We start from the raw sequence: 15,614 nt of genomic DNA, 5'->3' as shown, positions 1-15,614 counted from the left end.
TCGGAAAACTAAAAAAATACGAAACCAGGATTCGGATCGCCGAAAAATTGTGCGGCCATCGGATTCGAGATGAATCAATTCTTTGTAATTAGATAGTGATCCTTATGTTATGGGGATTGCTCAGGGCTGGAAAGTTGAAGGCGTGCAGCTTTCCTCGCTTGTTCCGTCCACGCCGTTATGGAGTCGACCATGAAGAAGCTTCTGATTGCAGCCGCAGTTCTGGCGGTTTCGGGTGCAGCATTCGCCGGCAGCGGCACGGTATCGACCAGCAATTCGTCGAGCGGCGGCTCGACGATTGCCGGGGTTGCCGGATTCGGCCATTTCACCGCGACCGATTCGGGTGCCGCACTCGGCGCAGCCGGTGCCACGGCTGGCGGCGGCAGCAGCGGTTCGATCTCGTACACGAGCCACGTCCAAACGTCGACGGTGGGCGGCTTCGGCTTCGGCGGCGCACAAGCGGGCGGCAACAGCGGTGCGAATGCCGGCTCGATCGGCTGGACGTATCACCACTGAGCCGCGGCGCGCAGCGTTCGTCATTGGCTGGTGGCACGGACGCCGGGTTTCGTTTCGCGAGGGCGAGCCCGGCGACTTCGCCATCAAACTTTCTCACGGCAAGGAATTGCTATGAAAGCCAAAGTCATTTTAGCGACAGCGCTCACCGTCCTTTCGTCGGCCGTATTGGCCGCCGGTCCGTCCACGACCAACCAGACGCAATCCGTCGCAGCAGGTGTGTCCGGTTCGGTGCTGGTCGGCTCAGGCAGCTATACGAGCAATTCGAATTCGGTCGCGGGCGCAAGCGCAGGAAGTACCGTGACACCCGCTGGTTCCACCGGCGCGGCATCGGCCTTCCACAACTCGACTTCGACGGCCAGCGGCTGGGGCTCGAACGGGGGCGCGTTCGCGGCAGGCGGCGGTATCGGTGCCGCAGGTTCGTACGGTGGAAACAGCAGCACGAACGAGAACGCGAATGCGCTGTCGGGAGGGGTGACCGCCACGATCGTCCTCGGCGCGAACCACTACACGGCCAGCGGCGGGAACGATCAGGGTATCGCCAACGCGGGTGCTGCCGGGTTGACGGGCAGCGGCGGGTCGGGCGCGATCGCGGGTTCGAATCACTACAACGCGTCGACCGTGTGGAGTACCGGTCCGGCCGGTTCGCCGTCTGCATCGGGCGGAAGCCAGGGGAGTTCGAGCGCGACCGGGAGCAGTCACTAGTCGGGTGCGGGGGACCAGTTTCCCAGCGACGCTGGTCTCTTTTCCGCACTGTTGTTCAAGTAAGGAGTTGGCATGAAGCAGAACCTGATTGCCGCCGCTCTGATGCTCGCGTCTCTGACGGCATATGGCGCTGACCGCGCTGCCGAGGACGTGCAATCAAATTTGCAGACGTCGAACCCTGCAACCAATCCGTCAGAACAACACACGCTTTCGTCGGGCAGTGCCATCGGCGCACCGGATTCCCTGGCGTGGCCGGGAATGTCGGGCGGTTCGTGGTCCCAGCTGGGTAGCGGCTGGAAGCAGTTCGGGGAAGCGGGCAAAGCTGAAGGCATTCGGGGGAATTAGTGCGGTTGCCTGGGTCGGAGGTCAAACCTCGTCCGGAGAGTGAAATGAACAGCAACAAGATCAGGGCGGCATGTGCCGCAATGTTCGCGATGGCCGCGATCGGTGCCCAGGCGCAGACTGCCGACTCGACTTCAAGTTCGCAGTCCTCGACGTCGTCGACGGCGATCAGCCAGGGCGGCGGCTCGAGCATGAACACGAACGTCACCAGTTCGCGCGGCGGCAACGCCAGCAGTGCCAGCACGAGCGGCGTGCGCGGCAGCGGCAATTCGAGCGTGAACGTGAACGTTACGATGCCATCCAGCACGAGCGGCGGCTCGAACGTGACGCCGCAGAGCGTGAGCTCGCTCCAGTCGGCCGGCTCGCCCGGCACCAACCCCTACAACACTCAGGCGTCGGAAAACGTCAACTATTCGGGCACCCAGACGATCAAGACGAACCCGTCGATCCAGGCGCCCGGCCTCACGACCACGCTGTCCGATACCTGCATGGGCTCGGTGAGCGTCGGCGTGTCGTTCCCGGGCTTCGGCGCGACGGGCGGCACGACCCTGGTCGACCAGGCGTGCGTGCGTCGTCTCGATGCGCGGGAATTCCGCGCGATGGGGCTGACCGACGTCGCGCTCGCGCTGCTCTGCCAGAGCGATGCGAACCGGCGCGCGGTGGAAGCGACCGGGCATCTGTGCCCGGGCACGACCACGCCGCTCGCGCGTTCGAATGTGGCGCCGTCCGCCGAAGCGACCGTCGCCGACGACGTGAAGTATCGCGATCCGCTCGTGCGAAACCGCATGGGCCTGCCGCCGCTCGATGCCGCCGCGCCCGTGCAGATTCGCCCGCTGGCGACGACCGCGGTCCAGGCGGCGCCGATTCCGGTTCCGGTGCCCGCGCCGTCGATGGTCGCGCCGGCCGTCAGCGCGGTGCCTGCCGCGACGCAGGCGGCCGCCGTGAAGGCATCGCAAGCGGCTGCCGTCGTGCCTGCCGTCGTCACCACGCCGGTTGCCGCGGCAGCACCGGCGGTGAGTGCTGCGCCTGCCGTTGCACCGGCTGCGATGAGCGTGGTGCCGGGTGCCGCCATCGTTGCCGCGGGGGGCTTCGCGGACAAGGCGCCGGAATCTGCGCCAGCGGTTGCGGACAAGGCGCCGGAACCCGCGCCGGCGGTTGCCGACAAGGCGCCGGAACCCGCGTCGACGGTCGCCGACAAGGCGCCGGAACCCGCGTCGACGGTCGCCGACAAGGCACCGGAACCGGCACCGGTTGCAACCGACACCGCAGCGCAAGCCCCGGCAGCGCTTGCCGTCGACGCGAAGGTGCCGGACACCGCGCAAGCCGCACCGGCCCCGGCCTACGCTGCAGCGCCCGAGCCCGCGGTCGATGCGAAGGCTGCCGAGCCGGCAACGCAGGCGGCAGCCGAAGCGCCCGCACCGGAGGCCGCGTCGCGCGCCACGGCGGCAGCCGCTGCCGACACGCCAGCCGTCGACGCAAAGGCGACCGGCTTGGTCGAATCCGCCGCCGCGCCCGCGCCGTCCGCCGACATGCCGGCCGCGCCGGATCCAGCCCCGGCCGCGGCCGACCAGCAGGTCGCCCCGGCCGCGCCGGCGATGCCTGCTCCGACCGTCATCTCGACGAGCACATCGTCGTAAGCACGCGGGCGACGCTTCCGCGCGACCGGCAAGCCGGGCCGCACGGGAACGCCGGGATCCGCTGTGCGACGCACGGTGCAAGTTGGACGGGTGTTGATCCCTCCCCGAGGTCAACACCTCTTTTTGCCTGACGAGGGTACGAGGAGGCCTCAATCATGAGGATCTTTTGGGTCGCGCTGCTGCTGGTCGACACACAAGCCGCCGCACAGTCGGTTTTCCAGAACCCCGCGGTCTTTGTCATCCTGAGCGAGCAGACTCTCGCGAACGCCGCGAGCGTCCAGCAGGCGCTGACGACGCTCGGCCGCGCGGACAACACGGCATGCGTGCCGATGATGATGGTTGGCGATCCGCAGATGGTCTACATGATGCCGGAGGACGGACACGCCCCGTCGTGGCAATCGCCGGTGTACGGCCGCGGCGCGTCGTTCGAGGCGCAGAACGGGCCGACCGCGACCGGCAAGACAATCGGCGCGATGCAGCACGCGGAGGACATGCAGACACAGCCGTGGAGCGACAGCAGTGCGATCACGCAGAAGATCGCCGGCGAGTCGAACCTGTCCGCGTCGGCGCGGGTCAGCGACTGGCAGCGCAAAGGATTGAACACGATCGAGACGGCGCCCGCGACGCAAGTGACGGTGAACGGCAAGACCTACCGCACGTATCGCGAGGAACTCAACCAGGCCGCGCGGCCCGTCGTCGAACCGCAGATCTACACGCAGCGTGTCGTGTTCTGCCGATGACGAAACTTTCCGGAGCGGACATGCCGGTAGCGCCGCGTGCGGGCAGGGAGGCCCGCCGCGCACCGCTTCGCGCCGCCCGCTCCGTCAGACAACCCTATGCGGCGAGGCCATCATGAACCATTGCTGCCAGATCAGCCTGTCAGGCCCGCACGAGGACGAACGGGCCGCATACGCGCCGCCGTTCGTTGCGGCCCGGCGTCACCTAACCGTGCTGTCGCGCCCGCTCGTCTATCTGTCGCAGCATCCCGATGCGGGGCTCGTCGACTGTCTCGCGTCGCGCGGCTGGGATGTGTGGCACGCTAAATCCGTTGCGGACGCATTCAATCTCGTGAAGGCGAACCGCCTGCATGCGGGCATCGTCGATTTCGACGGCTTCGCGTCGCCCGACGTCGCGTCGTTCGAGACGCTGCTGCGTGATCCGCGGATCGGCTGGGTCGCGCTCGCCGACGGCGAGCGGCTGCGCGATGCCACCATCGCGCGCCTGATTCGCCAGTGCTGCTTCGACTACGTGCGCAATGTGACGGCCTACACGACGATCGGTTATCTCGTCGGCCATGCATACGGGATGCTGAAACTGGCGGAAAGCGATCCGGCCGACGATGCCGCGCCGCCCGGCGGTGTGATGATCGGCGCGTGCGCCGCGATGCGCCGCCTGTTCGCGACGATCCGCAAGGTCGCGAACACCGAAGCCACCGTGTTCATCGCCGGCGAATCCGGCACCGGCAAGGAGTTGACCGCATCGGCGATCCACCAGCATTCGTCGCGCGCCGATGCGCCGTTCGTCGCCGTGAATTGCGCGGCGATTCCGTCGACGCTGCTGCAGGCCGAACTGTTCGGTCATGAGCGGGGCGCGTTTACCGGCGCGCATCAGCGCAATATCGGCCGCATCGAGGCCGCGCACGGCGGCACGCTGTTTCTCGACGAAATCGGCGACATGCCGTTCGAGAGCCAGGCGAGCCTGCTGCGGTTCCTGCAGGAGGGCAAGATCGAGCGGCTCGGCGGGCGCGCGTCGATTCCGGTCGACGTGCGGATCGTGTCCGCGACTCACGTCGATCTCGAGTCCGCGATGCAGGCGGGGCGGTTCCGCCCGGACCTGTACTACCGACTGTGCGTGCTGCGCATCGACGAGCCGCCGCTGCGCGCGCGCGGCCGCGACATCATGCTGCTCGCCGATCATGTGCTGCGGCGCTATCGCGGCGAAAGTTCGCACCGGATTCGCGGCTTCATGCCGTGCGCGATCGAGGCGATCCACAACTATGCGTGGCCCGGCAACGTGCGCGAACTGATCAACCGGATTCGTTTCGCGGTCGTGATGACGAACGGCCCGCTGATCTCGGCCGTCGATCTCCAACTGAACCAGTACACGTCGCATCGGCCGCCGACGCTCGCGGAATCGCGCCGGCAGGCCGAGCGGCGCACGATCGAGGAAACGCTGTTGCGGCATCGGCATCAGCATGCCGACGTCGCGGCGGAACTCGGCATCTCGCGCGCGACGCTGTACCGGCTGATGACCGCGCTCGGCCTGCACGGCTGACGCCGGTTGCGGCCGCGCGGCACGCGGCCCGACGTCGCGGCCCATGGCCCACGGCTCGCGGCGTCAGGCCGGCCGTTCGAAGCCCGATTCGACCCAGCGTGCGGCGCTGGCCTTGTTGAGCTTGAACCCGGCGGACACTTTCGCGTCGGCCAGCAGTTCGCCGTACGGGTCGAACGCCTTCAGTTGCGCATACGGCTCGAACTCGTCCGGCACGATGTCGAGCGTGACCGACACATCCTGCCCGTCGCCGTCCTGCACCGTCACTTCCTTGTGCAGCATCGCGCGGCGCTGCTGCTCGTGACGCATCAGCACCTCGGTCGCGGTCTTCACCAGCGTGCGGAACGCGTTCGCGTCCATCGGCTTCGGGTTCTTCTTGTCGCGACCCATGGTCCACGGGCCGACGAGCGCGGGCTCGGCTTCGCCGTCCTTGATCATCTCGACGGCCCAGCCGTCGTCGTCTTCGTTCTTGATGATGCGGGCCGTCCAGCCGTTGTCGCGCCAGAGGCCGTCTTCGTGGATGGTGGTGTCGTCGGATTGCAGATCGGATTCGGTCATGGAGGAAGCGGGAGTACGGGCCGCCGGCGAACGGGCGGGGCGCGCGGCCGGCAACGGCGCGCTGCCCCTGGCCGGTCGCCCGGAATGGCATGCAAAGGCCGCAATTTTACCCCGCGGGCCGTCGGTGCGGCCCGCGCGACCTGTAACGTTGGCTGTCAGGACGAGGGCGACACCGGCCAAACGGTCGGGCCGGCGCCAAAAATCAAACTTGTACTACGTCCCCGCAGGCCGCTCTATTCACCGTCCGATATCCCGTCCAAGCGTCGCCTCATAGAATAACGATCGGGATAAAAATATCTCACTCGTAAATTCAACGCCACGCCGGTCGTACGCGCATTCCGCGCCGCGCGCCGGGTGAACCTTCTGGAACCGCGCATGGGGAAATTCAATATTCGCACCATCTTTGCATACGACTGGCCGTTGACGCTCGCCGGCATGGAGCACATTGCCGGCGACGTGTGCGCAATCGATCTCGTCGGTGTCTGCCGGACGCCGGACGAACTCGTCGCGACCCTCGACACGCTCGATTGCGACATCGCGCTGGTCGATTATTCGGTCCGCGGCGATGCGCAGATGAACGGCTTCGCACTGTGCGAGTGGCTGCGACGCATGCGTCCGAACGTCGGGATCGTTGCGTTGGTCGGGAACGAGAACCCGGTGATCTTCCGCTCGATTCTCTCGCAAGTCGGCGCGAGCCTCGTGAGCAAGTTCGACGAGGTGGGCCATATCGTCACTGCGATTCACTCGAGCTATAGCGGCGGTCACTATCTGTCGCCGCTTGTGCGCCGCGCGCTCGATGCGTTGGCCGGACACGAGGCGCCGCCGGTGAAGCTTTCGACGCGCGAGATCGAGGTGATTCGCCTTTATCTGGCCGGCATGCCGATCAAGGCGATCGCGCAGCGGCTGAACAAGGGCAAGCAAACGGTCAGCGCGCAGAAGATCAGCGCGATGAAGAAACTCGGTGCGAGCAACGACATCGAGCTGGTTCAGCGAGCGGCCGCGCTGGGGCTCGACGGCGGCAAGGTTGCGAGCTGCCTGGACGGCGCGGAGCAGGCGGGGAGCCGAGAACAGGAATCACGAGCGCTATCTCGGTAGCAGTGACATTCCGGAATCTTTCTTAGGGCCGCGTCGACTTGGACAATCGTTTGGTTGTCCTTCATATCGAAAGGCTGAACGCGTGATTGTCCAGTGCGTCGGCGCTTCGTCTTGCTGACGTCTGAGGAGGGCCGATGCAGGGGGGCACTTTGCATGCCTCCCCCACGATCATCGGTCGGAACGAAAGGAAGCGCGTGCCGATATCGCTCCGGCGTTATGTGCGGCCTAGGGTTGCGCGTACATGAAAGCGACCGGCGGCCGACGCAGACCGGTTCGGGAGGCCGGCGACGCGGTTCATCAAGAAGAATGGTCAAGATATATGAAGGAATGCAGATGAGCGATTCATTTTCCGATGCGCGGCCAGTAGCAGCCGCTCGAACGGGGGCGCGCGGCGCTGAAGCCATAGCCCGAGACGGGCCGGCGCCGCGACCGAAACCGCCGCCGATCGTCGTCGGCCGCGTCGAAGGCGTGACGATGTTCGCGAAGAACACGCCACTCATCTGCATCAAGCAATTGCCCTTGCCCGGTATCGTGATCTTCGTGCATGGGGTGAATTCAGAAGGCGAATGGTTCGAGGCGTCGGAGGATGGGCTATGCAAAGGCCTGAATCGCAGGCTCGGGCGTCTGGACGATCAGATGATGTATCACGGTATCGATGCGGGGCAATTGACGCCCGCGAAGTACACGGAGAGTGTGACGCCGGATGGGTTCCTGAACCCTGATTTGCTGGCAGACAATTACATCAAGCCCGATCCGTCGTTCTCACCCGTCATTCATTTCCGCTGGGGCTATCGCGCGACCGCAGCGGAATTGAAAGAGTACGGCGACAAGATCTTTCTCAACGAAAAAGATTATTGGGGCGGCGGCCCGTTCACGAACGGGTGTGCCAGCCTGCCCGATCTTTGGCACGGCGGTCTGGATGATCGAACGATGGGCTGGATGACCGTGCAAGGCATCAACCCGACCAATCGGCCGCTGTATCGCGCGCCGCCGCGTGCGTATGGCGTACTCGCCGCGTTGCGCTTGGCCAGGCTGATCGAGTCGATCCGAAGCATGCAGGCCGATGTCCCGATTACCGTCGTATGCCACAGCCAAGGAAATATCGTGGGCCTCACTGCCGCGTTCTTCGGCGACGCATTCCCCGATGTCGAAGATCCGTGGGGGCGCTCGGGCCACTGCGTGGCAGACGCCTACGTGCTGGCGAACGCACCGTACAGCCTCGCCAATGCTGACGGCCCGAACAAGTCCGATACATTCATGGATTCATGGTCGCAACGCGCGACGAAAGACGGCAGCGGCCGGCGTGGACGACAAACCTACGCCGCGCGCACGAAGACATTCGGCAAATTCCTGTCGATCATCAGCGCTCGAAAAGCTTACGAACAGCCTGCCGACAAAATCGATGAGGACATGGAAAACGAGCGGGTCTCGCCGACGAGCAAGCGGTCTTATGCGGCGCAAGAGGATCGCGCGAGGCACGGGCTGAATGAATCGACATATGGCCGCGTCACCGCATATTGCTGCCCGCACGATCAGGTGATTTCGGCGGTGACGGTTCAAGGGATCGGCTGGCGCGGCATCAGCACGCACGAACTCGACGATATCGGCGCGGCCGGTATCCTGACGCAGCGCGTGTTTGCATCGGGTTTCGCGGTCGGCGTGCAGAAACCATACCGATACTGGGAAGACGATTGGCGACATGGAAAGCAAGGAACGAAGCCGGGGTTCTGGTATCCGCCCTCGCCGCCGGCCAAATTCAATCTGGTGGGTGCGATCAGAGGGAACGAGTCTGTGTTCGGTGTGGCGGCGACGCTCGTGACCGCGCCACTCATGTTCGTCGTGACCGGCATCAGTTCGGCATTGAACATGCTCCGCGTGAACGCCGATCCGCCGAAGGGCTGGACGGTGGTGGCGGATGCCCCGGCGCTTGATGAACCTTTCCCGCCGAAGGCCTTGCGATTCGGCAAGTCAGTCGAGACCAAGGACGGCGACGCGATCAGCGACTTCAACGAAGGCAACGATCCGCCGGCTGCATGGCGCGATGCGAACAAGGCTGACGCGGACAAGCGAGCCGACGACCCCTACGACCAGTACAAGGCGAAGAACCAGGACAGTATCGCTCAAGGTACGGCCGCAACCGAAGCCGGGCAGCGTTACGAGGACCGCGCATTGATGCGAATGGAGGCACGTAGGACATTGAACACGGAGTGGCTAGACCGAGACGGCCACGTGATCGGCGAGGATGGCAAGAGCGCGATGCCGGAAGGCTACAAGGATTGGCGCGACAAGCAGATCGTCGATTGGCTCGATCGCGGTGCGACCAATAGCCCCACGAATCACTCAACGACGATGACCAACCCCGAGCATGCTGAAAAGGCGCTTGCGTATGACGTCGCAGTGGGCTTGTGCTACGTAACGGAGAAGCAACTCAAAGCGTTGCGTATAGAGGCGGATTGGAGGATGGGGGATGGAATCCCCTTGGAAAATCCGAACAAGAAGTACGTCGACTATTTTGCGTCGGGAACTCTCGATAGAACACCTCTCCCCGAATGGGTACACACCGAGAAAAGCGAAGGCAAGATGCCGCTCGCGATCGTGGATGAGCGGGAAGGTCAGCTTTATTTGAAGGTCGGAGGTGCCGTATGAGGGCACTGATTACTACGCGACCACGACGTATCGCCGTTGCCATTTCGGTTTGGTTAATCACCACTGTTCTCATGGCCTCGCTGATGGCTCATGTAGAACAACCCGACCCGGCACATTTGGAAGTAGGGGATTGGATGAAACGATACTTTGTCGTACCTGGACTGGCTGCGCTCACGGTGTTTCTCTTCACTACGGCCACGATGCGCTCCGCACACGCCGCCCCTGTTAGAGAGCCTGCGGCGAATTCAACACCAGCAGCCGAAGATCCGGCGAAGCCATTCACCGCTCAGGTTGTCGGGCTGATGTGGTTGAATCCGTTGCAACGGATGGACTACCCCACCGAATGGCAATTGTTGTGGGCGCAAGGGCTGACCAAACCGAACAAAAATGACGACATGGTGCGCACGAAGCCCGAAAAATTTTCGTCACTTCGCTCCATCGGAGCATTGGTTTACGGCAACGAGGGCGAGGAAACGTTCAAGGGCTTCTACGCGAAGTACATTGATAAGTTCATTCTCCTCCTGCGCTCGCGCTACTTTAGCAACTCAGGTTACTTCTACACGGTAAAGCCAGAAAACCAAGGCCATTGGCGCGAACTCGCCGGCATACGCGTCGAAGCTGCCGTTCCGCCCCGACTCGATCCGGCCTTTGCCAAGTCGCGCATGGTCGATCGGATGATGAACTTCTTCGAGATTGGCCCGCCATCACCGAAGACGCTTTGGAGCCGCGACACACCTCCCGACGTGCAAATCACTCAAGGCGGCGCGAACGCCGGCTTCACATCGCTGAACAACGCGCTGGACTACTTGCAGGCGAACCCCGACAAGACCGTATGGGCCATGAACTGGGACGCCCCGAACTTCCCGCCCACGGATGCGCAGATCAACGAAAACCTCGTCGTGCTGTTCCTCGCCGGCCCGAACTTCAACACCGAGCGCGAACCGCTCGCCTGGATCGGCAAGGCCGCAACCGGCAACACGCACGATTTTTCGCCGAAGGTCGGCACGACGCGAACGGTGCAGGCATGGAAAGCCACGATCGACGAAGCAGCACGCAACGCCGGTGTCGCGGTCACGGACCTGAATTACATCGTCCACGACGCAGGTGTACCCAGCGACGCAGCGTCGTTACGCGTTGTCTCGCTCGCGCAGACCTTGACTGAAACCCTTCCGGAATACGACCCCAGGAATCAGACCTTCAACACGGCCGCCCTGCTCGGCGACATGGGAACCGGCAGCGCGTTGACCGACGTCGCACTCGCAATCGGCCGGATCAACCACTTTGGCGGCAACGCGCTGGTAGCCGGCACGACCGACCCCGAGCACCCTGTCGCGGTCGTCGTCAGACCACCATCGAAGCTCACCCCGATCGATCCCGCCAAAGACTGGTTCCGCGCACGCGGCGGCAACAATGCTTACCTGCCGTGGTGGGGTCGTCGACACGACACCGATTACGGCATGCAAGGCTATTCGTGGTGACGCAAACTACGCGGCAGCGCAATCGTTGGCGACCGGGTTCGCTCGGCCGCTCCGCCGCGCCACCCGCAATTCGGCACCGGCGATCAGAACGATGGTGAATGGCGAACGGCGTACCCCACACGACACGCATTCGCCGGTTCCGCCACGCTCGCCCCCTCAAGGCGCAAACCGCGTGAACACATAGTCGTGATTCTTCACGCGCGCCTGATGACACGCGAAGCAGGTCTGGTGCTGACCGATATCGGCCGGCACGCCGTTGATGAAGCGCCCGAAGCCCCAGCCGCCCGTCGATGCATAGCGACGCGAATCCTTCACCATCACCTGCACGGTCGTCGCCTGGCCGGGCACCGTTGCCGGCGCGAACTCGTCGGACTGCTTGCGCTTGTATGCGAGCTTCACGAGGATCGTGCCGTCCGGAAACGGCAGCGTCGACCGTTCGAGCGCGCGGATCGCGACCGGGTTGCCGAGCACCACGCGCAATTCGTCGAGCGGTGCCGCTTCCTCGGCCGGCGCGACCATTTCCCACTTCCGGTAGCCGGGCGGAATCGTCACGCCGTAGATCGGCGACGCGGCCGGCTTCGGCTGCTCCGCGAAAGCGGCCGGGCCGCTCGCGGACAACGCACCGGCCAGCCGCGCACCCGCGACGAGCGCACGGCGCGCGCCGCGATGCACAACACCAGCAGTACGTGCCCGCATCACAGATGCTCCACTTGCAGGATCGCATCCGCGAACGCCTGCGGCGCTTCCTGTGGCAGGTTGTGGCCGATGCCGCCGGTGATCGTCCGGTGCTGGTACTTGCCCGTGAACTTCTTCGCATACGCGGCCGGCTGCGGATGCGGCGCACCGTTCGCGTCGCCTTCCATCGTGATCGTCGGCACGGTGATCGCCGGGCCGGCCGCGAGCCTCCGCTCGATGTCGTCGTATTGCGCTTCACCCTGCGCGAGCCCGAGGCGCCAGCGATAGTTGTGGATCACGACGGCTACGTGGTCGGGGTTCTGGAACGACGCGGCGCTGCGCGCGAAGGTCTCGTCGGAGAACTGCCACTTCGGCGACGCGAGCTGCCAGATCAGCTTGTTGAACGCGTCGCGGTTCGCCGCGTAGCCGAGCGCGCCGCGCTCGGTCGTGAAGTAGAACTGATACCACCACTGCAATTCGGCCTGCGGCGGCAGCGGCTTGCGGTTCGCCTCCTGGCTGCCGATCAGGTAGCCGCTCACCGACACCAGCGCCTTCACGCGCTGCGGCCACAGTGCCGCGATGATGTCAGCCGTGCGCGCACCCCAGTCGTAGCCGCCGAACACCGCGCGGTCGATCTTGAGCGCATCCATCAGCGCGACGATGTCGACGGCCGTCACCGCCTGCTGGCCGTTGCGCACCGTGTCGGCCGAGCGGAACGTCGTCGATCCGTAGCCGCGCAGGTACGGCACGATCACGCGATAGCCGGCCGCCGTGAGCAGCGGTGCAACGTCCGCGTAGCTGTAGATATCGTACGGCCAGCCGTGCAGCAGAAACACGACCGGACCGTTCTTCGGCCCGAGATCCGCATACCCGACGTTCAGCACGCCCGCGTCGATCTGGTGGATCTTGCCGAGCGACGCCGCGCCGGCCGCGCGCTTCGGCGTCGACGCATCGGGCGCCGACTGCGCGCGCGCCAGCGAGCCGAACCCGAGGTCGGCCAGGCTCAGGCTGGCGAGTGTCGTGCCCAGAATCAGGCGGCGGCGGGTGTTGACGGTATCAGGCATGACGCGTTCTCCATTGTCGATCGGTAAGAAAGGGGCCCGCGGCACGTGCGGGCGATGCGGTATCGCCATTCACGGCGGCGGCGCATCGCACCGCGCCGCCGTGTGAATCGCTTCACCGGTTTTATATCCGAACCGTCCGGACGCTTTGTATCCCAACGTATCTGCGTTCGGGTACGACATACAGCGATTCAAAATCGTGGCGGAAACGGGTGTTCGCGGTCGGCCGCGCGCGACGCGCGACACGAGCCGGCATCGCTACCGGCCCGCGTTTTCCCGTCAAACCACGCTTACGCGCGACGCAACGGCCGGAACCCGGCGCGCACTTCGCGGGCGAACAGTTCCGGCTCCTCCCAAGCCGCGAAATGCCCGCCCTTGTCGACTTCGTTGAAGTAGATCAGGTTGTGATAGCTGCGCTCGGCCCAACTGCGCGGCGCCTGGTAGATCTCGCCGGGGAACACCGTGATCGCCGCCGGCAGCGAGATGTCCACCGCGTTGAAGTTGTTCGAGCGATCCTCCCAGTAGATCTGCGCGGCCGACGTCGCCGTGTTGGTCAGCCAGTACAACGAAATGTCGTCGAGAATCTCGTCGCGCGGGATCGACCGTTCGGGCACGCCGCCGCTGTAGGTCCACTGCGAGATCTTGTCGTACATCCACGCGGCCTGACCCGACGGCGAATCGGCCAGCGCGTAACCGACCGTCTGCGGACGCGTGACCATCATCGCCGAGTAGCCGCAGTTATCGCGATAGAACGTCGCGAGCTTCTCGTACGCGGCCTTCTCCTTCGGCGCCAGCGACGCCGGTGCCGGCGCGTCGGTCTGGAGCAGCGTCGCGATGTCCGGCGGCACCGTCGCCGGCATGTTCACGTGAATCCCGGCCAGGCCCTGCACGCGCTGCATCGCCATCCGGTGCGAGATCACCGAGCCGCAGTCGCCGCCCTGCGACACGAAGCGCGTATAGCCGAGCCGCGCCATCAGCTCGCCCCAGGCACGCGCGATGTGGTCGGAGCCCCAGCCCGTTTTCGCCGGACGCCCCGAGAAACCGAAGCCCGGCAGCGACGGCACGACGACGTGGAACGCATCGTCGGCACTCGCACCGTGCGCGGTCGGGTCGGTCAGCGGGCCGATCGCCTTCAGCAGCTCGAAGATCGAACCGGGCCAGCCGTGCGTCATGATCATCGGCATCGCGTTCGCGTGCCGCGAGCGCACGTGGATGAAGTGAATGTCGAGCCCGTCGATCTCGGTGATGAACATCGGAAAGCCGTTCAGGCGCGCCTCGCCCTTGCGCCAGTCGTATTCGGTGCCCCAGTAACGCAGCAGCGCCTGCATGCGCGCGAGCCGCACGCCCTGCGATTCGTCGGCGACGGTCTCGCGGCCCGGCCAGCGCGTCGCGGCAAGGCGGCGGCGCAGGTCGGCCAGTGCGTCGTCGGGGATATGGGCGGTGAACGGGCGTATGCCGTTGCCGCCGGTGGCCGCACGCAGCGCGGCGGTGGGCAGCATCGCGGATACCCCGGCGGCCACGGAAGTGGCCAGCAGGTGGCGACGCGTCGGGGAAAACGGTGTGGAAGACATCGTTCGGCATCTCCTTTCGTGAAGTGGAAAGTGAACATGCCGCGCGTCCGAGCGCGCCTTCGCTTTCATTCGGGCGCGCGCCGGTCACGCGGCGTTGCCCATTTGAAAGGTCTGATGTATCCGGGATTTGTCTGACTTGTACGGGTTTGTAGCGGAAACGCGGACGTCGCCGTCAGGGCGCGACCCAACGGCCTACGTAGCCGTCGTCGTTCACGTCGAACACCGCGCGGCGATGGCCGCTGCGCGCGAGTTCGAGCCAGTCGATGCGCGTCACCGTGACGTGGAGCAGGCAGAAGTTCCGGTAGCCGTCGTCGGTGGCCGATGTGCCTGTGGTTGCGCCTGCCGCAACGTGCGCCTCTTCGGGCGACGCGATCGGCGTGCCGGGGCGCAGCGGTGCGCGATACAGCAGCAGCGTATGCGGACGGCTCGATTGCCAGACCGCGCGACGTTGCGCTTCGTCGTCGCAGATCGATGCCACGCCTTCCGCGCGAATCTGCACGAGTGAATCGAGATCGTTCGCGACGATGGCGATACGCGCGTCACGGCGCAATTCCGCGACCTTCTCCGAACGCGCATCGGTATGGAACGACAGCAGGCGATCGGCGCGGCTCACTTGCCGCAACACGATCGTGCGCACCTTCGGCGCGCCGTCGAGGCCGAGCGTCGCGGCCTGCAGCATCGTGAACGGCGAGCGCTGCGCGCCGACGCCGGACTCGAGGCAGGACCAAAGGCGGTCGTACGTTTCCGTCAGCGATTCGGAAGGGGTGTCGGTGTCGGACATGATGGCGCGGCGATCCTGCGCGATTCGATCGCGACAGCTTAACCGTTTCGTCGGCGGGCTTTCCTTGTAGGCCCGCCGCCGCGCGGTTCAGTTGTAGCCGAGGACGGCCGGTGCGGCGTCGCGCGTGTCGGTCGACTCCGCGCCGAAGCGGCCGAGTACGTCGGCCACGTACTGCGGCCCCGCGCTGATCTGCGACGACTTGTGCGCGACGGGACGGATATCGGCCATGCCCGGCGCTTCGTCCATCCATGCGGTGTGGTTGATGATCATGTTCATGTGTGTCT

Annotated in this window: 15 protein-coding genes; 9 read left to right on the top strand and 6 right to left on the bottom strand. The window is 65.1% G+C overall.

What is annotated here, in order from left to right; all coding sequences use genetic code 11:
• Positions 1-189 precede the first annotated feature (189 nt).
• The 6 genes from PL79_RS08130 (at position 190) to PL79_RS08105 (ending at position 5,468) form a co-directional block, all read left to right on the top strand.
• Positions 190-513 carry a hypothetical protein gene (locus PL79_RS08130; protein ID WP_044846715.1) on the top strand — a complete coding sequence of 108 codons (324 nt, stop codon included), beginning with the start codon at positions 190-192 and terminating at the stop codon, positions 511-513.
• A gap of 111 nt (positions 514-624) precedes the next feature.
• Positions 625-1,215, top strand: coding sequence for a hypothetical protein (locus PL79_RS08125; protein WP_044846638.1), 591 nt, complete (start codon positions 625-627; stop codon positions 1,213-1,215).
• Between the two features lie 72 nt (positions 1,216-1,287).
• Positions 1,288-1,560, top strand: coding sequence for a hypothetical protein (locus PL79_RS08120; protein WP_082088620.1), 273 nt, complete (start codon positions 1,288-1,290; stop codon positions 1,558-1,560).
• A 44-nt stretch (positions 1,561-1,604) separates the two neighbouring features.
• The gene (locus PL79_RS08115; RefSeq protein ID WP_044846639.1) at positions 1,605-3,194 is read left to right on the top strand and encodes a hypothetical protein; all 1,590 of its coding nucleotides are present in this window, start codon (positions 1,605-1,607) and stop codon (positions 3,192-3,194) included.
• A 155-nt stretch (positions 3,195-3,349) separates the two neighbouring features.
• Complete coding sequence (locus PL79_RS08110; RefSeq protein WP_044846640.1) at positions 3,350-3,934, top strand: hypothetical protein; 585 nt, start codon at positions 3,350-3,352, stop codon at positions 3,932-3,934.
• A gap of 112 nt (positions 3,935-4,046) precedes the next feature.
• Positions 4,047-5,468, top strand: coding sequence for a sigma-54 dependent transcriptional regulator (locus PL79_RS08105; RefSeq protein WP_044846641.1), 1,422 nt, complete (start codon positions 4,047-4,049; stop codon positions 5,466-5,468).
• 63 nt (positions 5,469-5,531) lie between these two features.
• Here PL79_RS08105 and PL79_RS08100 read toward each other — a convergent pair whose 3' ends face one another.
• A complete protein-coding gene (locus tag PL79_RS08100; RefSeq protein WP_044846642.1) occupies positions 5,532-6,023 on the bottom strand; it encodes a hypothetical protein in 492 nt (163 codons plus the stop codon).
• A gap of 375 nt (positions 6,024-6,398) precedes the next feature.
• Between PL79_RS08100 and PL79_RS08095 the strand changes: the two genes are divergently transcribed.
• From PL79_RS08095 to PL79_RS08085, 3 genes are all read left to right on the top strand, one after another.
• The gene (locus PL79_RS08095; protein ID WP_044846643.1) at positions 6,399-7,118 is read left to right on the top strand and encodes a response regulator transcription factor; all 720 of its coding nucleotides are present in this window, start codon (positions 6,399-6,401) and stop codon (positions 7,116-7,118) included.
• Between the two features lie 474 nt (positions 7,119-7,592).
• Positions 7,593-9,764 (top strand): T6SS effector phospholipase Tle3 domain-containing protein, encoded by a 2,172-nt coding sequence (locus tag PL79_RS08090; protein WP_442861534.1) that lies wholly within the window; start codon positions 7,593-7,595, stop codon positions 9,762-9,764.
• Positions 9,761-11,242 carry a virulence factor gene (locus tag PL79_RS08085; RefSeq protein WP_235879231.1) on the top strand — a complete coding sequence of 494 codons (1,482 nt, stop codon included), beginning with the start codon at positions 9,761-9,763 and terminating at the stop codon, positions 11,240-11,242. The genes PL79_RS08090 and PL79_RS08085 overlap by 4 nt, the downstream gene beginning before the upstream one ends.
• A gap of 156 nt (positions 11,243-11,398) precedes the next feature.
• Here PL79_RS08085 and PL79_RS08080 read toward each other — a convergent pair whose 3' ends face one another.
• From PL79_RS08080 to PL79_RS08055, 5 genes are all read right to left on the bottom strand, one after another.
• On the bottom strand, positions 11,399-11,938 hold the full coding sequence (locus PL79_RS08080; protein ID WP_044849012.1) for a cytochrome P460 family protein: 540 nt from the start codon (positions 11,936-11,938) through the stop codon (positions 11,399-11,401).
• Positions 11,938-12,981 carry an alpha/beta fold hydrolase gene (locus tag PL79_RS08075; protein ID WP_044849013.1) on the bottom strand — a complete coding sequence of 348 codons (1,044 nt, stop codon included), beginning with the start codon at positions 12,979-12,981 and terminating at the stop codon, positions 11,938-11,940. Before PL79_RS08075 ends, PL79_RS08080 begins: the two co-directional genes overlap by 1 nt.
• A 287-nt stretch (positions 12,982-13,268) precedes the next feature.
• Positions 13,269-14,549: an epoxide hydrolase family protein gene (locus PL79_RS08065; protein ID WP_044849014.1), complete on the bottom strand. Its 1,281-nt coding sequence runs from the start codon at positions 14,547-14,549 to the stop codon at positions 13,269-13,271.
• 172 nt (positions 14,550-14,721) lie between these two features.
• Complete coding sequence (locus tag PL79_RS08060; protein WP_044849015.1) at positions 14,722-15,330, bottom strand: pyridoxamine 5'-phosphate oxidase family protein; 609 nt, start codon at positions 15,328-15,330, stop codon at positions 14,722-14,724.
• Positions 15,331-15,417: 87 nt separating this feature from the next.
• Positions 15,418-15,606, bottom strand: a complete 189-nt coding sequence (locus PL79_RS08055) for a hypothetical protein (RefSeq protein WP_044849029.1) — start codon at positions 15,604-15,606, stop codon at positions 15,418-15,420.
• Positions 15,607-15,614: the final 8 nt, after the last annotated feature.

It is taken from the genome of Burkholderia sp. USMB20 (assembly GCF_000949135.2).
GTDB lineage: Bacteria > Pseudomonadota > Gammaproteobacteria > Burkholderiales > Burkholderiaceae > Burkholderia.
Note: the sequence above shows the minus strand (reverse complement) of the source record. Positions and strands in the feature narration are given on the sequence as shown.